The organism is Bacillus sp. RC240 (assembly GCF_044907945.1).
Taxonomy (GTDB): Bacteria; Bacillota; Bacilli; order Bacillales; family Bacillaceae_G; genus Bacillus_A; species Bacillus_A mycoides.
The window spans coordinates 1-19,767 of sequence record NZ_JBIYCT010000012.1; the positions used below are offsets into that span (position 1 = coordinate 1).

General features: G+C 35.6%; 15 protein-coding genes. 5 read left to right on the plus strand and 10 right to left on the minus strand.

Going from position 1 to position 19,767, the window contains the following annotated elements; all coding sequences use genetic code 11:
• The 3 genes from ABH955_RS25255 to ABH955_RS25265 form a co-directional block, all read right to left on the minus strand.
• A partial coding sequence (locus tag ABH955_RS25255) for a Cna B-type domain-containing protein (protein ID WP_483862314.1) occupies window positions 1-2,513 on the minus strand: 2,513 nt, incomplete at its 3' end.
• A 613-nt stretch (window positions 2,514-3,126) separates the two neighbouring features.
• Complete coding sequence (locus ABH955_RS25260; protein WP_404455544.1) at window positions 3,127-4,683, minus strand: fatty acid--CoA ligase; 1,557 nt, start codon at window positions 4,681-4,683, stop codon at window positions 3,127-3,129.
• A gap of 271 nt (window positions 4,684-4,954) precedes the next feature.
• Window positions 4,955-6,445, minus strand: coding sequence for a coproporphyrinogen III oxidase (locus ABH955_RS25265; RefSeq protein WP_002010930.1), 1,491 nt, complete (start codon window positions 6,443-6,445; stop codon window positions 4,955-4,957).
• A gap of 257 nt (window positions 6,446-6,702) precedes the next feature.
• Here ABH955_RS25265 and ABH955_RS25270 point away from each other — a divergent pair, with 257 nt between their 5' ends.
• Window positions 6,703-8,439, plus strand: coding sequence for an S-layer homology domain-containing protein (locus tag ABH955_RS25270; RefSeq protein WP_404491801.1), 1,737 nt, complete (start codon window positions 6,703-6,705; stop codon window positions 8,437-8,439).
• 41 nt (window positions 8,440-8,480) lie between these two features.
• Here ABH955_RS25270 and ABH955_RS25275 read toward each other — a convergent pair whose 3' ends face one another.
• Window positions 8,481-9,353, minus strand: a complete 873-nt coding sequence (locus tag ABH955_RS25275; RefSeq protein ID WP_404455537.1) for a Cof-type HAD-IIB family hydrolase — start codon at window positions 9,351-9,353, stop codon at window positions 8,481-8,483.
• 134 nt (window positions 9,354-9,487) lie between these two features.
• Between ABH955_RS25275 and ABH955_RS25280 the strand changes: the two genes are divergently transcribed.
• Window positions 9,488-10,102, plus strand: coding sequence for a DNA-3-methyladenine glycosylase (locus ABH955_RS25280; protein ID WP_404491803.1), 615 nt, complete (start codon window positions 9,488-9,490; stop codon window positions 10,100-10,102).
• A gap of 179 nt (window positions 10,103-10,281) precedes the next feature.
• Here ABH955_RS25280 and ABH955_RS25285 read toward each other — a convergent pair whose 3' ends face one another.
• The 4 genes from ABH955_RS25285 to alsS all read right to left on the minus strand — a co-directional run bounded on the left by ABH955_RS25285 (window position 10,282) and on the right by alsS (window position 15,203).
• Window positions 10,282-11,391: a glycosyltransferase gene (locus ABH955_RS25285; protein WP_404491804.1), complete on the minus strand. Its 1,110-nt coding sequence runs from the start codon at window positions 11,389-11,391 to the stop codon at window positions 10,282-10,284.
• A gap of 50 nt (window positions 11,392-11,441) precedes the next feature.
• Complete coding sequence (locus ABH955_RS25290) at window positions 11,442-12,521, minus strand: tetratricopeptide repeat-containing glycosyltransferase family 2 protein (RefSeq protein ID WP_215576785.1); 1,080 nt, start codon at window positions 12,519-12,521, stop codon at window positions 11,442-11,444.
• A 218-nt stretch (window positions 12,522-12,739) separates the two neighbouring features.
• Window positions 12,740-13,498: an alpha-acetolactate decarboxylase gene (gene alsD, locus ABH955_RS25295; protein ID WP_404491805.1), complete on the minus strand. Its 759-nt coding sequence runs from the start codon at window positions 13,496-13,498 to the stop codon at window positions 12,740-12,742.
• 16 nt (window positions 13,499-13,514) lie between these two features.
• Window positions 13,515-15,203, minus strand: a complete 1,689-nt coding sequence (alsS, locus tag ABH955_RS25300; protein ID WP_113936702.1) for an acetolactate synthase AlsS — start codon at window positions 15,201-15,203, stop codon at window positions 13,515-13,517.
• A 400-nt stretch (window positions 15,204-15,603) separates the two neighbouring features.
• On the opposite strand from alsS, the gene ABH955_RS25305 reads away from it, so the two are divergent.
• Window positions 15,604-16,161, plus strand: coding sequence for an HAAS signaling domain-containing protein (locus ABH955_RS25305; RefSeq protein WP_113936703.1), 558 nt, complete (start codon window positions 15,604-15,606; stop codon window positions 16,159-16,161).
• 24 nt (window positions 16,162-16,185) lie between these two features.
• Window positions 16,186-16,815 (plus strand): NDxxF motif lipoprotein, encoded by a 630-nt coding sequence (locus tag ABH955_RS25310; protein WP_215599017.1) that lies wholly within the window; start codon window positions 16,186-16,188, stop codon window positions 16,813-16,815.
• A gap of 128 nt (window positions 16,816-16,943) precedes the next feature.
• Here ABH955_RS25310 and ABH955_RS25315 read toward each other — a convergent pair whose 3' ends face one another.
• Both ABH955_RS25315 and ABH955_RS25320 read right to left on the minus strand, forming a co-directional pair.
• Window positions 16,944-17,300 carry a YlbF/YmcA family competence regulator gene (locus ABH955_RS25315; protein ID WP_404455526.1) on the minus strand — a complete coding sequence of 119 codons (357 nt, stop codon included), beginning with the start codon at window positions 17,298-17,300 and terminating at the stop codon, window positions 16,944-16,946.
• A gap of 143 nt (window positions 17,301-17,443) precedes the next feature.
• On the minus strand, window positions 17,444-18,589 hold the full coding sequence (locus ABH955_RS25320) for a DUF445 domain-containing protein (RefSeq protein WP_404491806.1): 1,146 nt from the start codon (window positions 18,587-18,589) through the stop codon (window positions 17,444-17,446).
• Window positions 18,590-18,714: 125 nt separating this feature from the next.
• On the opposite strand from ABH955_RS25320, the gene ABH955_RS25325 reads away from it, so the two are divergent.
• Window positions 18,715-19,767, plus strand: a complete 1,053-nt coding sequence (locus ABH955_RS25325) for a YheC/YheD family protein (protein ID WP_219301329.1) — start codon at window positions 18,715-18,717, stop codon at window positions 19,765-19,767.

Below are 19,767 nucleotides of genomic sequence, written 5' to 3' on the forward strand. Positions count from 1 at the left end.
TCTTTATTTTCTTCTTCAATCGGTGTTACCAAAATTTCCGGTTTCTCTGTTACCTCTGGTTTCTCTAACACATTCGGTTCCTCTGTCACCTTTGGCGTTTCCGGTTTTACTGGCTCTTCCATTTCTTCTGTTGTTTCTTCTTTATTTTCTTCTTCAATCGGTGTTACCAAAATTTCCGGTTTCTCTGTTACCTCTGGTTTCTCTAACACATTCGGTTCCTCTGTCACCTTTGGTGTTTCCGGTTTTACTGGCTCTTCCATTTCTTCTGTTGTTTCTTCTTTATTTTCTTCTTCAATCGGTGTTACCAAGATTTCCGGTTTCTCTGTTACCTCTGGTTTCTCTAACACATTCGGTTCTTCTGTCACCTTTGGTTCTTCCGGTTTTACTGGCTCTTCCATTTCTTCTGTTGTTTCTTCTGTTGTTTCTTCTTCAATTGGTGTTACCTCTACTTGCGGTTTTTCTGTTACCTCTGGTTTCTCAAGCACATTCGGCTCTTCTGTCACCTTTGGCTCTTCCGGTTTTGATGGGTCTTCCATCTCTTCTGTTGTTTCTTCTTTATTTGGCTCTACCTCTGGCGTTACCCAGATTTCCGGTTTTTCTGTTACCTCTGGCTTCTCTAACACATTCGGTTCTTCTGTCACCTTTGGCTCTTCCGGTTTTTCTTCTTTTAACTCTTCTGTTGTTTCTTCTTTATTTTCTTCTTCTGGTTTTACCCAGATTTCCGGTTTGTCTGTTACCTCTGGTTTCTCTAGTACATTCGGTTCTTCTGTCACCTTCGGTTCTTCCGGTTTCGATGGATCTTCCATCTCTTCTGTTGTTTCTTCTTCTATTTGTTCTTCTTCTGGTTTTACCCAGATTTCCGGTTTGTCTGTTACCTCTGGTTTCTCTAGTACATTCGGTTCTTCTGTCACCTTTGGTTCTTCCGGTTTTGATGGGTCTTCCATCTCTTCTGTTGTTTCTTCTTTATTTGGCTCTTCTACTTCTATTGCTTCCTGTATCTTTATATTTGTAATATCATATCCTTTAACTTTCGATTGATATCCTGATACTAGTTGTTCTTTCACTTCGTACTTATGAGCTTTTCCTTCATTATTAACTGCAGGTAACTTTTCAAACTCATATTTCCAACCATTTGCTGCAGTAACTTCTTTCGTTGCAATTATTTTACCATCTTGCAATAAATCTACTTTAATTGTATCTGGGCGATCGTTTACTTTGTCGCCTTCCCACGTTTTCGTTCCCGTAACTGATGTAGTTTTTAACTTATTTGAAATCATAAGTTTTATTCCGTTTACAGCATCCATCTTAATTGTAAAAGGAATTTTTGCTTTCGGATCAAACTCTACGTAGTTCGGAGCGGAAACTTCTTGTACATAATAATTACCTGGAGTAAGGTTTGATGCCTCAACTACTCCGTCTTGGTTTGTTGTATAAGAATCACCGATTTGCTGACCTGACTCTGTGTACAATTTAAAAGAAACACCTGGGATAACTTTCCCTTCGTTTCCTTCAATATGCTTAACAATTTGCAGCGTTCCTTTCGCAGGTAAATCCCCTTCAGCCTCGCCACCGAATGATATATTTTTAACCTTTACACTATTTGATTCAGAAGTAGGCTTCTCATATAAAATTTGATAGTCAAGCTTGTAGTCATTCTGTAGATGTTTCAACTTTTTCCCGCTATCAGTAATAGTTGATGTATAGAAAATGGTGAACGACGTAGCGTTCGCCATATGCCTATAAATTACAACTTCAAATGAGTTATCACTAGTAAGCTTAATGTATCCATAACCTCGGTCTTGAAATTGTTTAAGAGACAAATATTCTTTATTATTAATAGTAATGGTAAAGCTATCTTTATTTAGCGTTTGTCCTTCTTGTAACGTATCTTTTAAAACGATGTTGTCATGTAAATATTGTTTCTTTAAATTTATATTTAAAAACCAACGTACTTCATTACTTTTATCTGGCTGAATATCACCAGATTTATAGAAAAAGATTCCCGGTTCTTTCCCGTCCCCTTTTGAATGAGTAATGCTAACCGTTTGTTTTTCTAAATCTGTCCCTAAATTCGTTTGGACATCTTTCGTTGTTCCCGCTTCTACATTCGTACCTTGAACAGTGAAATTAAAGTTCCCTCTAATATTCTCAAGCTTCTCTACTGTATCATTAAATGTACAAACTACATTATTTGCATTGATTTGACACGTACCAAAAACACGTCCTGACTCATCCTTTAATGGAATCGTTCCACTAAAACCCTTTAATTCTGGAGGAAGTGCTAACGTTAATGTATCACCAGATTTCATCTCTTTTCCAGGTTTTTCACTAAAGTTTACACGTATGCTAGTCTGTTCCCCATAATTTAATGTTGTTTTTTCGATTGCAAAACTATCAACAAACCCTGTTGTGTTTAATTCTTGAGCATGCCCTATGATAGGTGTAAAAACTTGCCCAATAATAACAGTAAAAATAAAACAAATCACAGATATTCTTTTTAAATATGTACTCATAAAACCTCCAATATTAATTGTTAATCTTTTTAACCGTGAGATCCATTCCACCCAAAATACCCCTTAAACTAAGGGGGTACAGACTAAAGATTATTTGCAGCATCAAACCATCGTTAGTTCTACAACATAAAGTAATAAACAATACAATTCATTCACTATATTATGTTCATTCCTACTTTTTTCGGGCAGCCAACAATAAATACTATTCCTAATAAAAACACATTACAAGACTGTTCATTTACATATTAATTTGTTATTATATTCATGCTACCAAAATATACTAAATGACCACTTTATCCATATGGTCATCTGATGACTGACTTTCTTTATCTTTCAGCGATAATTCTCCTCTAATAAATTTATTCCACTCTTACTAAATTTATTATTTTAACATCTATAAAATCCACCTAAAAAGTTCACAAAACCCTTATTTAAAGCGGATTTCATACATTTATAAGCAAAATGTAATCCCTTAAAAGATATTTTTATATAATAATAAAGGAGAGTTTAAATAGAAGATACACACCATTTTTTCAATCGTTTTCAAAAAAATAAAGCTATCTTTTCTTATAAAAAAAGATAGCTTTATTCGTATAGACAACTGCTCTACTCTCTATTGTTTTGCGCCTTTTAACGACTCTCTCAGCACAAATTTTTGCAACTTCCCGCTCGCATTACGAGGAAGTTCATCTACAAATAAGTAATGACGCGGACGTTTATAGTCGGCTAATTCATCACTTTCTTTGCAATACATTTCTAAATCAGCTTCTGAAATATTTTTATCTTTCTTTACAACAACCGCAACGACACGCTCTCCCCATAGTTCATCTGGCTCACCAAGTACTGCAACATCTAATACACCAGGGTGACTATGAAGAAAATCTTCAATTTCGCGAGGATAAATATTTACGCCACCGCTAATTACCATATCATCAACGCGGTCTGCAACGAATAAATAGCCGTCTTTATCGAAGTAGCCTAAATCACCAGAATGATACCAGCCTTTATACATCGATTTTGCATTTGCTTCTTCTCGATTATGATATCCAGCCATCATAGTTGGACCGCGCAAAATAATTTCCCCTACTTCATAAGGAGGCAACGTATCATCTGGCTCTGCTGGTCCATCTTCGTTCGGTTTCACAATTCGAATTTCATGGCTAAAGCACGGTGTTCCTGCTGAACCTGCTTTCGTAATTTGATCTTCTTCTACGAGAAACGCAACAACTGGTCCCATTTCTGTCATTCCGTAAATTTGAACAAGATCAATATAAAGGCGCTCTTTACATTCCTTCACTAGCGCCGGTGCCATTGCAGCTCCACCGTATACACCGATTTTCATTGAAGTTAAATCATACTTAGTTAGATCTTTTTGCAGTAACATATTCCACATCGTCGGTGCTGCAAAAAACGTCGTAATCTTCTCTTCTTGAATGGTATGTAATACTCTATCCGTATCAAAATGATGTAAAATAACATTCTTTCCGCCAACTTGAATGCGCGGTATGATTCCAGCATTTAACTCGCCGCAATGATATAAAGGTGCTACCACAAGCCCGGCGCTATCCCTGTTATATTTTATGAAATACGTACAAATCATACTATGCTCAGCCATATCACGATGACGATGTAGTACGCCTTTCGGATGACCAGTCGTTCCGCTCGTATAAAGCATAGAACAAAAATCCATTTCATCGACTACAATATCTACTTTTTCAGCTGATGCTTCATTTACTTTTTCATGGTAAGAACTAGCATAGGAAGGTGCATCGTCTTCCACGTACCAAAAAGACGAATTTGGAAAATCTCGTTCAATCATAGCAACTGTTGATTCGACTGCTTTTTCAAAGACAACTACTTTCGAGGCTGCATCTTGGAGGATATACGATAGTTCTTTTGCTTTTAAGCGGAAATTAATTGGATTGAAGATCGCGCCAATTTTCGCACAGGCTAAGTAAACGTTTACAAATTCACGACAGTTATATAGGTAAACAGATACACAATCTCCCTTTCTTACTCCTTCTTTCAATAGAGCTTGCGCCGTTTTATTTATTTGCTCATCCCACTGTTTATATGTCCAACGAATATTTTTTTCCGGTTCTACTAACGCCTCTTTATTCGGATATTTGCCAACTGTCAAATCAAAAATTCTCCCTATCGTCATGTACATGCCAACAATTTCCCCCTTTTCTCTTTCATAAATCTATCATTTCGTCTATAAGTAGACATTGTCCTCTAATAATATGACTAATTTTTCTGATTATTATCGACATAGTTTTACAAATGGACCGTTTGATGGTAAATGAAATTATATCGGCGATTTTTTGAATATATCGAACGCAACCAAATTTATATCAGCTATTTTTCGAATATATCGACTTACCGACAAAAACTGACAATATAAAAAGAGGCTGTTCCAAATCGGAACAACCCCCTTCTTCTTACACGAATAGCTCTTCTAAAATTTTCAGTTTATCTTCTGTATATTTCACGAAGCCATCGTTATATGATTTTGGATCTTTCGGATTCGCAAAGTGTGTAATTGCTCCTGTTTGTGGGTGAACAAATTTACTTGATGCCCCGCAACCAAGTCCGATAATCGATTGTACTTCTTCCATAATAACAATATTGTAGATACTTTCTTGCGTCGGTATTGCATACCCAACGTTTTCTAAGTTACCTAAAATATTTTTTTGACGATATAAATAGTATGGTACGTAATTATGGTTCTTCGTCCACTCTTCCGCCTCATGCATCATCGCAGTAATTTCTTCGCGACCTGCTACTTTATATTTACGTTTGTTTTGCGTCATTTCAGAAGCACGTTTAAATGATAACGTATGAACTGTTAACGATTCTGGCATTAACTTTTCTGTTTCATCTAACGTATGCTTGAAGATGTCTAATCCTTCACCAGGAAGACCAATAATTAAATCCATATTAATATTGTTCATTCCCATTTCACGTGCTAAATGATACTTCTCAATCGTTTCTTCTACAGTGTGATGACGTCCAATTGCCTTTAGTGTCTCTTGATGGTATGACTGCGGATTAATACTAATACGGTCAATGTTCCATTTATTTAACACTTCTAGCTTTGCTGGTGTGATTGTATCTGGGCGACCTGCCTCAACTGTTACTTCACGTACATCTTTCACATCAGGGAAAGCTTGGTACATTTCTTCATACAACATATCCATCTCTTCTGCTGTAATACTCGTCGGTGTACCGCCGCCGTAATAAATCGTCGTAACTGTAACACCTTTTTCTTTTAAAAACTTACCAATTTCACGAACTTCATAATGTAACCCGCCTAAGAACGAATCAACTGATCCTTGGCGTCCGTTAATTGCATAAGCCGGGAACGTACAGTACGCACATTTTGTAGGACAAAACGGAATACCGATGTAAATACTTACTTCTTCTTTCAAACGGTATAAATCCGGAACAACCGCTAATTGGCAATCAACAATACGCTGAAGAAGTTCAATTTTCTCTTCATGAATTAAATAACTTTCACGAAGTTCTTTATGCGCTTCTTCTTTTGACATACCATTTTGAAGCAGCTTGTGAAGAAGTTTCGTTGGGCGTACCCCAGTTAATATTCCCCAGCTCTGTTCAAGTCCAGTTAGCTGTTGAAGTACAGAAAGATATACGTAAGAAACAACATGTTTCACTTGCTTCATACGTTCTTTTTCTTCTGTGAAAGCAGATAAATCTTTTGCGAATGTTTCTTCATATACATTTCCGGTTGCAACATCTGTTAAACGAGCCGATGCTGTCACATTACCTTCTATCTGTATATCAACGATAAGATTTGCTTCTTCTTTCTCAAACCCTATCGTGCTCTCTTCAAAAAATAAACCGCCAATATTTTGTAGCGGACGTAAAAAACGATCATCTTGTAACGTTTTAATTGAAATTAACAACATTATCACCTTTTCATTTGCAAACTCTCTTTAGTTTACTTGAAGGGCGTTTGAAGGTCAATACAGAAGGTTTTACCTTATTTCCATATTACATTTACAACATACTGAATATTGATTTTTCATAAACACCCCCTAGTTGTATAGACATTATAATATGCCCTTGTTACAATCTAAAACGTATTAGTACTAACTACTAGTTTAAATACATATAAAGGAGGCCTGTTAACACGAGATTAAAAACCTAACGTGTTAAAACAACTATGAAAAAAAAGTTTTACAACATTTTAGCACTCTCTCTTGCACTACAAACTTTTGTAGCACCTACTTATTCATTCGCAGAAAATGTAGAGAAAACCACGGAATTATCTACTGATGAACAAGCTTTAAAAAGCATTGAAGAACATGCAAAAAAACATCGACATGATGAAGAGAATCACCTTGAAATAAATGGTGAATATCTTCTCCATTTATCAAAAAAACTTCCACTATATGACTCGAATAATTTACAGAACAAAACAAATATTGAAGTTACCGAACAAGTCGTAAAGGCGACAAAGAAAAAAGATAATGCATATTATGTACAAACTGCATCTAGTTCTGGCTGGATCAATAATGATGATAATAGTTTAGAAGTACAAGAGATTCATAAACTCTCTAACAAAAAATTAATTATAAAGGAAGAGACTTTTACATATTCACTTCCTTTCGAATCATTTAAAGAAGAGAACAAAGTACAACCACAAGCACTCACTCCTACCGAACAGTCTGGGAATTGGTTTAAAATTCAATTAAACGAAACATCAAAATGGATTTACGCACCTTCAGCTACATTTGAAGGTACGAAAGCATCATTATTCGAAAATAAGGGTTCAACGGAAAATAAAAATCTATATAGAACTCCCACAAATTTATATACAAGTGATATTTATGGTACGACATTTAAAGAAATGATTGTTCCAAAAGGGAATGAAAACATTCGACCTGGATACGCAATGGATCCAAAATACATTACAATTCATGAAACTGCTAATACTAGTAAAGGTGCTAACGCTTTAAACCACGCAAAGTACTTAGATAACCAAGCACGCGGAAATACGGACCGCTCAGCATCTTGGCACTTTACAGTAGATGATAAAGAAATTTATCAGCACCTTCCATTAAATGAAGTTGGATGGCATGCTGGAGATAAAACTGGAAATTATGAATCTATTGGAATTGAAATTGCCGTAAACAGCGATGGCGATTATGCTAAAGCAGTAGAAAACGCCCGGAAATTAGCTGCTTATTTAATGAATGAACTAAATATCTCACTAGATCACGTTCAAAAGCACCAATTTTGGAGCGGAAAAAACTGTCCTGCATTTATGATTCAACGCGGACAATGGGATGCTTTCTTAAAGGGAACAAACGCTTACTATAATGAACATCATACAAATAAAGAAGATATCCCTGAAGAAGTTACGCATGAAAAAGACGACATTACAGGTGACTGGTATGAACAAGACATTCGCCAACTAGCAGCGAAAAAAATTATGTTCGGTGACGGTAATGGTTCTTATTGGCCAAATCGTCTTGTAACACGTGCGGAGTTTGCAAGTTTAATGTCGCGCTCTTTAAAATTACCTGGTGGAAATTCTAAATTTACGGACTTAAACGAAGCACATCCGTCTTTAGTAGATGGCATTAACCGTGCCGCTAGCGCAGGTATAATTAATGGTCGTGGGAATAATAAATTTGATCCAAATGCTACAATAACACGTGATGAAGCTGTTATTATGATTGACCGTGCACTAGATTACTACTGGATTTATACAAAAGAAGTGAAATTACCATTCACTGACCAGGACTTAGCATACGATAAAAAAGCATTACAAAACGTTTATGCATATGGAATTGTAAAAGGTAACGAGCGAAACGAGTTTGTACCAAAAGGCACAGCAACACGTGGTGAAGCTGCGGCATTTTTAAATAGAATGCTGAAAGTAATCGAAGCATAAAAAAAGAAAAGAAACGTAGCGAAAATGCTACGTTTCTTTTTTCATCGTTTCGGTGTATGTTTATGATTCTTTAAAAATGGAAGTGGGAATTGCTTACGAAAATGCTCTTTAATCATATACTCTACGCCGTTCTCAGTATTAGAACGTGTAATCCAGTCTGCGGCTTTCTTTAATTCTACAGGAGCGTTCCCCATCGCTACCCCAAGCCCAACATTTTCAATTACCTCTAAGTCTTCTACGCTATCTCCAATCGCAACCATTTCACTAAGGTTAATATTTAAATGCTCCCCAAGTAATTGTAAACCACGTAGTTTTGATACATTTTGAGGGAGAATTTCTATATGTCTTTCATCACACTCGACGTACTCTACATCTTGAAATGCCTTTTTTAACGTATTCATCCCTCTTTCTTTTTCACCTTTCGTATGGAAAACAATATCAATTTTTGGCGCAGCTACTGGATGATCACGCAGTGCATCCCCTAGCGAATCTACAAATTGAACCGGATAAAATAATGGATCTGCGCTTGATAATACAGTACGCGCAATTAAGTTTGGTGTATTTCTCTCACGATTCCCAATTGAATATCGTTCATGAGAAATGCGAACATTACAATCAAAATGCTCTAACACTTGCACGATATTAAAGGTTTTCTCTTCAGATAATCTCCTTTGAGCGAACGGCTTATCTAACGTTGCTGAAACGAAAGCACCACCATGTGTAACTAATATAGAATCTAATTTTAACGCCTTCGCTATTTTATGAGCAGATTGAAAATTACGATTCGTAAACAATGTAACGTATACATCTTTTCTTTTCACAAAGTCAATTGTCTCCCGTAACCCTTTTGCGATTTTTCCGTTGTTGTATAGTAGTGTCCCATCTATATTAAGAGCTAGTAAGCGATAAATCATGTCGCACTCCCCCTCTTCGCTGTTGTACTCTATCCATAATTTATGAAATAAATGTAGTAAATAGAACGAGTTAGAATTACTACTGAAAATTTGGTTTACTATATACATATACAACTGGCAAAGGAGATAGTACAATGCAGGCACCACCTTCTTTTTATGAAGGCGATACGTTAGTGGTCGCAAAGAAGTTACTCGGACATAAACTCGTTCATATTGTAGACGGCATAAAGCGGAGCGGAATTATTGTAGAAGTAGAAGCATACAAAGGTCCAGATGATAAGGCCGCTCATAGTTACGGAGGCAGACGGACTAATCGAACAGAAGTAATGTTCGGCGCACCAGGACATGCTTACGTATATTTAATTTACGGCATGTATCATTGCTTTAACGTAATTACAGCACCAATCGGTACCCCGCAAGGAGTTCTCATTCGTGCTCTTGAACCTGTAGATGGAATCGAAGACATGAAACTAGCGCGCTACAACAAAATTGACATTACGAAAGCTCAGTATAAAAACTTAACAAATGGCCCCGGAAAACTATGCCGCGCGCTCGGAATCACTTTAGAAGAGCGCGGCGTATCACTTCAAAGTGATACGTTACATATTGAATTAGTTCCTGAAGAAGACCATTTATCATCCACACATAACATACTAGCTGGTCCTCGTATTAACATTGATTATGCAGAAGAAGCCGTTCACTATCCATGGCGGTTTTATTATGAAAAGCATCCGTTTGTTTCAAAATAAAGAAGCTATCCTATAAGTCAGTGAAACCAACTTATAGGATAGCTCTTTTTTCGTAATTCATCACACGTCGAAAAGCCGAAATCCGGGCTCGGATTTCGGTTTTGTTTCTATAAAAGAAACCGTTGTTCCTCCAACATTGCCAAATACAGCTCATCTCCAAAGAGAAAATCTTAAAAGCATTATTTTTTTAATGCATAATAATTATCTAAATTGAATTTCGACATAATGAAAGTTCCTGTTGGCGTTAAAAGTTGTGACATAGATTGTATGACCTGCGGTAATTTCGCTGGCTCAATAGGATGTGATAACAAAATGTACTGGAATTTTTCATCTGTAAATACCTCATGTAACTTGTCATACTCAGCAGAAGTTGTAGGAGCTACCCTATTTGCAAGAGCTGCTGCTTTTTCATTAATTTCTGCTCCAAATATGGAAACTGCCGGGTAACGCCTTTTCATTTCTAATAAAGTTGCACCACATCCAGCTCCTATATGAAGAATATTCACTTGATCAGGCGCAAATCGATCTACAATTGCTAGTAAATCATAATGAATGTATAAACTTTCACCATAAAATCCCCATTTTTCATACAATTTTATATTATTTGCATGTAAAACTACAGAAAATTTCATACTATCTTCTTTCCATGAGACACTTCCGTAGTGATGAATAAATGTATCTTTACATAAATACAATTTATAACCTTTTTCAAACATTCTTAGTGACAAATCATCATCTTCATAATTCCCCGGTGTAAATCGTTCATCTAATAATCCAACTTCATCTAACACTGATTTTTTTATAAGCATACAGAATCCGATTAATTTCATACGTTCTTCCCATTTATCTTTATCACTTTGATTATATAAAGTTGCAAACTTCTGCATTCCTTCAATATCTTTATAAAAAGTTTGTATAGCAGTATAGTAAGCGGCATTATTAGTTACGGGCCCTACCGCTCCAGCATCCTTACTTTCATATAAACACCGAATTAAGTTGCTTAGCCAATTTTCAGTTACGACCACATCATTATTCAATAATAGAATATTGTCACCTTTTGCCTCTTTAATTCCCTGATTGCATCCCTTTGGAAAACCCATATTCTCCGCATTTTCCACTAGCATAATATCCGATTGTTTTTGTAACCATTCTACAGTACCATCTGTTGACGCGTTGTCCACAACTATTAACTCATACTCTTGTTCCACTGTATAAGTTCTAATACTTTGGATGCATTCTTTTGTATATTGTAATTGATTATGAGTCAATATAATTATACTTGTGAGCATGAATCAAACTCCTCTCAGCAGCCAAAATGATTATCTAGTATTATTAAATATTATTTTTCCGATAAACTATCAAAATATTTTCTATTATATTCAATGCTTGGATTATTAGGTATGAACTGTGCAGCTTGTTCGTTATGATAAATTGCCTTTTCATATTCTTTTATTCGATCATAACAAATACATAGTTGAATATGCGGCAACCATGTATGACACTCTTCTCGGACAAACGGAGAATCCTTTGGCCTGGGCCCGTCAATTGCTGCATGGTACCAATATATCGCTTTAGAATATTCCCCTTGTTGCAAAAATACACGTCCTAAGTGGCAACAAAGTTCTCCTCTAGGCGTGTCATACGTAAATGATTGCAAACAAGACTGTATAGATTTTTTTAAGTCCCCCAATTCTAAATAACATTCGGCTCTTTTTAAACAAGCTTGAATGTTATCTTCAACCCAACCCTTTTCTTCATCTAAAAACCTAGAATACCCCTTAACAGCCTTATCAAATAATCTGTGATCCTTACATTCATTTGCATAATAGTACACATCGCGGGGGCTAAACTCTTTTCCACTCTCAAGATGTTTTTCATATATTTTCAAATTACGATTAGTATATGCTTTTTCTTTTTTATGACTTACCCCTACGTCACTATTTATAAGATTTCCATACACCTCTAAATATTCATGAACAAATCCATACCATTGAAAATTTTTACTTCTGTTGACTAATCGATATCTCCTTAAAGAATGTGTTGGATTTCCTTCTATATCAAAAGTTAAATAATATTTCATAGATACTGCATCCGTACTACGATCTAACGTATGTTTTAACTGCAACAATTTCTTTATATCTTCCGTATCTATTATGTCATCTGCGTCTAGCCAAAGAATATATTCTTTTGTAGCTTTAGAAAACGCAAAATTTCGTGCCGCTGAAAAATCTTCAATCCATTGAAAATCATAAACTTTCGCGTCGTACTTCTTCACAATTTCTTTTGTACCATCTGTTGAACCTGTATCTACAATAATAATTTCATCCACAACACTTTTAACCGATTCTAAGCATTTTGATATAGTTTGTTCTTCATCTTTTACAATCATGCATAAACTAATAGTAATGGAGTTTTCCATCATATCCCCCCTATCCTTTTGATGTATATGTTTGGAGAGAAATTTATATTTCTTTTGCTTCAAAATTGAGTTTTCATTTTACAAAAGAAACATAATGAGGCGGTGCAGTGAAATTGGATAGGGGAATTTCACTCGAAGATTGCAAATCAATGAAAAAAACCGAAGCCTGAACAAGACTTCGGTTCTTTATATAGAGAATACATAATTTCGATTCCTTTTTACTTCGCACCTTCCGCGGCCGCAATATCATTCTCTAAGTTTTCTCTTGATAATTCCGCCGCCATAAAATCAGCTGTTTCAGGAAGTGCTAAATGCATATGAGCTTTTTGACAAATTTGGATCGTACAGTTTTCTACAACATAGTCGAAAACATGTCCGCCACCGCTTCTTTCATTATCAATGTAATGTAAGTGGAAACCAGCTACACCAATACCTTGCGCGTAATCTGGTGTCCAAAATCCAGCTAGCGTACCTTCTGTATCTTTAAATGAAAAGATCGGTTGTGATTTCGTCACTTCAACGAGCGGCGTATACGGTTTTTCTTGTCTTGGAACAGTTCTCGTTCTTACTTCACGGAACGTACCATCCATTCGAATCGCATAAAATAAGTTTTTACTTGGCATTAATTCATGTAATAACGCTTCCACTTCTTCACGATTCATCGGATGCTCTACCGTATAACTCATTTCTTTTTCAAAAAACGTTACAGTCGCAAACGGTGTTGTTTCCTCTGGCTCTACTTTTTCTGCGGAGCCGTCTGAACGTAAATGGTAAAATTCGTTATCAAACGCGATCATTTCACCATCTAATTGATCAAATGTGCCGATGCCGAAATCACCACGTTCCTTCAATTCCTCAAAGCTAATCACACCATCATATATACCATCTAATAGCGCAAGCATTGTAGATGTTTGATATACTTCATTATTCGTTTTCGTTCTTTTTGCATCAATATCAATTAATTGCGCAACAGTCATCTCACTCATGCCCCCATTAGTTTAATTGGTTTGGTAATAGTTTTTCGCTTAATTTAATGTTGTCACGGTAATCGATTGGAATATCAACAATGACAGGGCCTTCTGCTTCTAACGCTTCTCTCAATACACCTTCTAATTCGTCTGGTGTATTGACACGAAGACCTAACGCCCCGAAACTTTCCGCATATTTCACAAGATCGACATCGCCAAACTCTGTAGCTGATGTTCTGCCGTATTTCATCATTTGTTGGAACGCAACCATATCGTACGTACCGTCTCTCCATACGAGATGGACAACCGGAGCATTTAAACGTACCGCTGTTTCTAATTCCATCGCTGAGAATAAGAAACCACCGTCACCTGACACTGAGACTACTTTTTTACCCGGTTCTACTAAAGTAGCAGCAATTGCCCAAGGAAGTGCAACACCTAACGTTTGCATACCGTTACTAAATAATAGTCTACGTGGTTCATAAGAACGGAAACATCTTGCCATCCAAATAGAATGGGAACCGATGTCACATGTAACGGTTGTATCGTCACTAATTAAAGAACGAAGTGTACGAATGACTTGAAGTGGATGCGTAACACCTTCTGAAGCACGATTTGGAACTTCTGCTTGCTCTGATAATTTCGCGCGTAATCGCTCTAAAACTGCTTCTGATTTCGTATTTAATACAAGCTTCGGTAATTTCTCCGCAATGCTATTTACAGTTAAAGCGATATCACCAATTAATTCACGCTCTGGTTGGTAATCATGGTCGATATCTGCTTGGTGGTCATCAAGATGGATAATCGTTCTGTCGCCAAGTTTATTCCAGAATTTCGGATCGTACTCAATTGGGTCATAGCCGATAGATAAAACAAAATCCGCTTCTTCTAGTAAAATATCACCTGGTTGGTTACGGAATAATCCAACGCGGCCAAAGAAATGATCTTCTAACTCACGTGAAATTGCACCAGCTGCTTGATACGTTTCAACAACAGGAAGTTCTGTATCCGCAATTAACTCACGAACTGCTTTCGTCACTTCATTGGTGCTTGCTCTCATACCGAGTAAAATTACTGGTAATTTTGCTGATTTTATTTTTTCTACTACGTATTCAATATGATTTGTGGGAGCGATTCCAAGCTGTGGCTTAGAAAGCGCACCAATAGACTCTACTGTCGTTTCCGCAGTCATAACGTCTTGCGGAAGACTTACAAGTGTTGCTCCTGGATTTGTAGAAGTAGCACTTCGAAATGCATTAGTAAGTGCTTCTGGCACATTATCAGGATGCTCGACTTCTACGCTATATTTTGTGATTGGTTCGAATAATGCAGCATTATCCATAGATTGATGCGTACGTTTTAATCGATCTGTACGCGGAACTGCACCAGCTAAAGCAACAACGGGATCACTCTCCGCATTCGCAGTAACAAGACCTGTCGCTAAATTTGATGTCCCTGGTCCTGAAGTTACAAGACACACACCCGGTTTCCCTGTTAATCTACCAATAGCAGCTGCCATAAATGCTGCGTTTTGTTCATGACGACAAACAATTAACTCTGGTCCTCTTTCTTGCAGTACATCAAATACAGAATCAATCTTCGCTCCTGGAATACCGAAAACATGTGTAACACCTTGTTTAATTAAACAATCAACAACAAGATCTGCTCCTCTTGTTTTTGTTTTCACGTCGTTTGCTTTTACACCTGTACTCAAACTAATCATTCCTTTATTTCATAATGTGTGTAATAAAGATTTTTAATTTCACCTAGTTAATTAATGTGGTGAAGTATTGTTTATCATTATATTACAAATGCATTATTTTTCCAACAATATGAATTTGACAGTTTTTTGACAACCTCTAAGGAATACGCTTACAACCCTTTGTTTATCCTAAAATAATATTTTTATATCTCCTCTAAAAATGCACGAAAAAATTCCATCTAATCACAGTATTAATAAGATTATAGTACCTTGCAAAGAACACTACTAAATGATATATTTGTAAATATTGGAATACCTAATAATTGGAACGCACCTTGTAATTCGTATCCCCCTTTTCAAAAGATAGGATTCTCAGCTGTAATTCATCATTTTATAAAGGAAAGTGATTGTTATGAACAAAAGTGAATTTTTGGAACAACTTAGTTCTTCCTTGCGGAATATGCCTAATGCAGAAAAGAAAGATATTATTTCAGAGTATGAAACTCATTTTATCAGTGCTAAACAGGATGGGAAATCTGAAGAAGAAATTTCTAGAAAACTAGGAGACCCTAAAACTATTGCTAAAGAACTTAATGTTTCATATGCAATAAACAACGCTGACAATAAACGAAGCTTCAAAAATATGATAACCGCACTATTTTCTGTTATGAGCTTAAGTGTTTTAAACTTTGCCTTTATCATTATCGCCTTTTTCGTACTACTCTTTTTATTACCGGTTCTTCTAGCACTTATAATTGCCACTCCATTATTAATCATTTCACCTATTTTATTAATAGGGTTAGGATTTTTTAACGGTTTTCATCAAATCAGTTATTCCGATGTTTATAATGTGTTCATCGCTTTTTGCATCGGCTTACTCATATCCGTAATATCTTACCAAATGATAAAACATATATACGCACTTTTAGTAAAATATTTGAAATGGAATGTAGCTATTTTACAAAGATAATAATGAATGTAAAAGGAGATTAATATGAAAAAGTATATTTTATATCCACTCATGTTACTTACAATTTTATTTCTATCAGCTTGTTCAAACAGTAACCAATCTAATGAAGCAAATGATACACGATATGATAAATTAGACAATGCACAATCTATTAAAGATGTTACTATTAAAATTCCAGAACATATATTCAGCTCTCAAAAAAAGAATGAAACTATTAATGAAGATGAAATGAAACAAAGTATAAAAAATTATATAGATTATAGTTGGGAATTATCTGAAAACATCATTCCACTTGTTTCAACAATTTCTGATAAGAATTTTACTGAATCCGATCGAGAAAAATTACAAAAACTAATAGATTTAGCGAAACAAAATGATACAAATTTCCACGATTTTATTAATAATAATACGATCCCTGATGATTATAAAAAACCTTCAAATGAAATCTATGAATTTATTTCATCATCTACGGCACTTATATTAGAACTAAAACAGAAAACTGATAAATTTATGCAAAATAGTAGCTTACCAGATATAGATTTTTCTTTTTCAAAACATTTCACTAAAGCTAATGGAAGAAAGCAAAAAGAAATTGAAAACTTTTTGAACGAAAAAAATATTAAAACTTCAATCAACAGTAATAAAAAAAATTAAAGGTTGTATCACATATCCCCTTCAAAATAGTCACTAAAGAATGACTATTTTGAAGGGGATTTTTTGTGGAATAACTATCAAATTCCCTAAATAAAAAAGACGCCCCATCCAAGGGGCGTCTTCCACTATTACGCTTGTTGTTGCGCGCTATATAATTCTTCAAGTGGCTTCATGATGATTTTGTTAACGTCAGTGATAACGATGTTTAAACGTTGCTCAGTTTCCATTAACTTTGTGATTTTTGCATCTTGTTGAATGCGAGTTACAACTTCTTGTGCTTTTTGGTTATCTTCTTCAGTGATTTCTTGGCCTTGCATCATTTTTTGTTGTAGGCCAAGTTGCATTGTACGGAACTCTTCGAATAAGTTCTTTGACTCTGCATCTCCTTGTACTGCTGCGTAGCTTGCTTTTAATGTTTGGAAATCTTCGTTTTCAGCGATTGTTTTTTGTAATTCATATGCAACATCATGAATGTTTTTTGTCATTTTATTTTTCCTCCTTTAGAAGGCTAGCGCTTTTCGCTCACACTGCCTTTTAAGTGCATTTACATACGCACCTCTTCTTACCATATCAAACTATGCATGAGATGGGAAGAAATTTCACTTTTATTTCTATACACCCATCTTTATTACTTAAGGAACAAGAGTAACAAGCCTTGAATAAATCCAATTGTCCCCCCTAATAACGCCCCTAAATATGTAATCATTTTTAACTCATTTTTTGTAATGGACAATACGAGATCTTCTAGTCTCTCTGTTGAAAATGTAGATACTTCCTGCTGGACAATTTCCGCAAGCTGTAGATTTCCCAATATACTTCCCACATTTTCTGTCCCCCACTTCAAGCCTTTCTCTACTACGCTAGGGACGACTTTTTCAACGATTGTTTCTCGAACTGGCTCACATACTTGCTGAACAGACTGATTTAAAAATCTACTCACTGTTTCCTCTACTTTAACTGCCGACAATATGGAGTTCACAATCATTTCTTTCTCTACGAACATTTCTAATTCTTTTACGTCTCTTCCTTTTAACTTTTCCCACTCTTTTTGCAGTACATCAGTTAACAGACGCTCTGTTCCATCTTGTCCTAAAAACTTAATGACTTCCGGCTGCACGCGATCAACTAAACTTACACTCCCTAAAAACATACCAACTAAGTTAAGCATCGTCCCGCGAGAAGCGAAAAAGTCATCAATCATTTTTGAAAGGCGTTCCTTTCCTTCTTCACTTTCCAAAAAGCTAATTCCTCTTTTTAAAATAAAAGATGCTACATTCGGAATCGCATTCTCTACTTTTTCATGAACAGAATGAGGTAACGCCTGTTCCCATGTATATGTATAGTACTCTGCTAAAAATGCATGAATTTTTTCTGTAATAACATGTTCGATTTTCCCGATCGCCTCTTCTTCTACATGTTCTAAATTCCATTTTTCTAACATATCCCGTAACGACTGTTCATTTGTAATTACTTTATCAACTTCCACTTGTGTCCAGCGAATTAAACTGGTTTGAAACTCTTTATTTGTTAGTTTTTTTCCGATTCCTTCTGGTGTTAACAAATGGTCTACAACCATTTTACCTAATTGAACAGCAAGCTCATCGCGGCGCTTCGGAATTAACCCTGGCGTAAATGGAACTTGAAACTTTCCAATATAAATCGGACGATGAGGACGAAATAACATTTTTATCGCTAAATGATTTGTGTATCCTCCAATAATTGCCCCGAGCCCTGTCGTTATTAACATATTTAACCATATATTCATCACAATCAACCTTTCACTTCTCCAAAACTATAGCATATCATCATACGGACAAAAGTATAATGGTATAAAAACGTATTTGCAATATATAGCTTCGCCTATAATGCAAACATCTTATTACTAAAGGAGTGATTTCGTTGGTTCTTGGTCTTTTAACTTCCGGGCTCCATCACGAGCAAACGTATTACACCGAAATCGCTAAGCGAGCTCGTCTTTATCATAACGTCGTTGCCCAATTCACACCGTTTAGCATTGATTCAAAGACAGATCTTGTTTCTGGTCTTATTTACGATACAGATACAGGAAATTGGATAGATCAAACCTTTCCCATTCCTTCATATATATATGATCGTTGTCATTTCAAAGAGGATGAGGAATTCCAACAAGCAAATGCGATTATTCATTCATTACACAAACGTTCTTCCACTACTTTTTTAAACAACACACTTATTAACCCAAGCGATTTGCACAATCTTTTTCTTACTAATAAACGTCTTTCCCCTTACGTACCAAAAATAATAAAAGGAACAGTACAAGGAATTTTTAAATTACTACTAGAAACAAGAGATATTATTATAAGACCAATCAATATACACTCCAATGAAAATTTATATCGGGCCACTTACAAAAATAAAACATTTCATATCGAGACAATAAATGAACAACATCATACTTCTACTCAATTCAAACGAACAGATGAATTTATATCATGGTGCAAATCGAACATACACTCATTCCGTTATATGATTCATCCAATGTTACAACCTCCAAATCAACTATCATATCCGATTCATATTCGAACCATTATGCAAAAAAATAAAGAACAGAATTGGAAAGTGCTCGGTCAATTTATACAAAAATCTTCATTCCCAGCACAATTTTTACTTTCAGCAACAGAACGTTCTATGTTACATCCATTTTCTAAAATTAAATATTTACTTTCTCCAACTGGCGTCCAATTATTAAAAGATGCTTTACATGATGTTGTAACCGAAGTTTTTAAAACACTCGATCAGTCCTATTCTTCATTATTTGAACTAGAGCTTTCTACCATTATGGATCAAAAAGGTGCCATTTGGCTTATGTACGTCAATACGATGCCTTCTTACGAAGTTTATACTAGGTACAACGACGAACTGGCTGAACAAATTTTTCATGGTCCATTAAAGTTTAGCCGATTTACACCATAA

Coding starts and splice junctions, on each gene's coding strand:
- ABH955_RS25260 (WP_404455544.1), bottom strand. CDS start 4,683: ATGTACATGACGATAGGGAGAATTTTTGATTTGACAGTTGGCAAATAT.
- ABH955_RS25265 (WP_002010930.1), bottom strand. CDS start 6,445: ATGTTGTTAATTTCAATTAAAACGTTACAAGATGATCGTTTTTTACGT.
- ABH955_RS25270 (WP_404491801.1), top strand. CDS start 6,703: ATGAAAAAAAAGTTTTACAACATTTTAGCACTCTCTCTTGCACTACAA.
- ABH955_RS25275 (WP_404455537.1), bottom strand. CDS start 9,353: ATGATTTATCGCTTACTAGCTCTTAATATAGATGGGACACTACTATAC.
- ABH955_RS25280 (WP_404491803.1), top strand. CDS start 9,488: ATGCAGGCACCACCTTCTTTTTATGAAGGCGATACGTTAGTGGTCGCA.
- ABH955_RS25285 (WP_404491804.1), bottom strand. CDS start 11,391: ATGCTCACAAGTATAATTATATTGACTCATAATCAATTACAATATACA.
- ABH955_RS25290 (WP_215576785.1), bottom strand. CDS start 12,521: ATGGAAAACTCCATTACTATTAGTTTATGCATGATTGTAAAAGATGAA.
- alsD (WP_404491805.1), bottom strand. CDS start 13,498: ATGACTGTTGCGCAATTAATTGATATTGATGCAAAAAGAACGAAAACG.
- ABH955_RS25305 (WP_113936703.1), top strand. CDS start 15,604: ATGAACAAAAGTGAATTTTTGGAACAACTTAGTTCTTCCTTGCGGAAT.
- ABH955_RS25310 (WP_215599017.1), top strand. CDS start 16,186: ATGAAAAAGTATATTTTATATCCACTCATGTTACTTACAATTTTATTT.
- ABH955_RS25315 (WP_404455526.1), bottom strand. CDS start 17,300: ATGACAAAAAACATTCATGATGTTGCATATGAATTACAAAAAACAATC.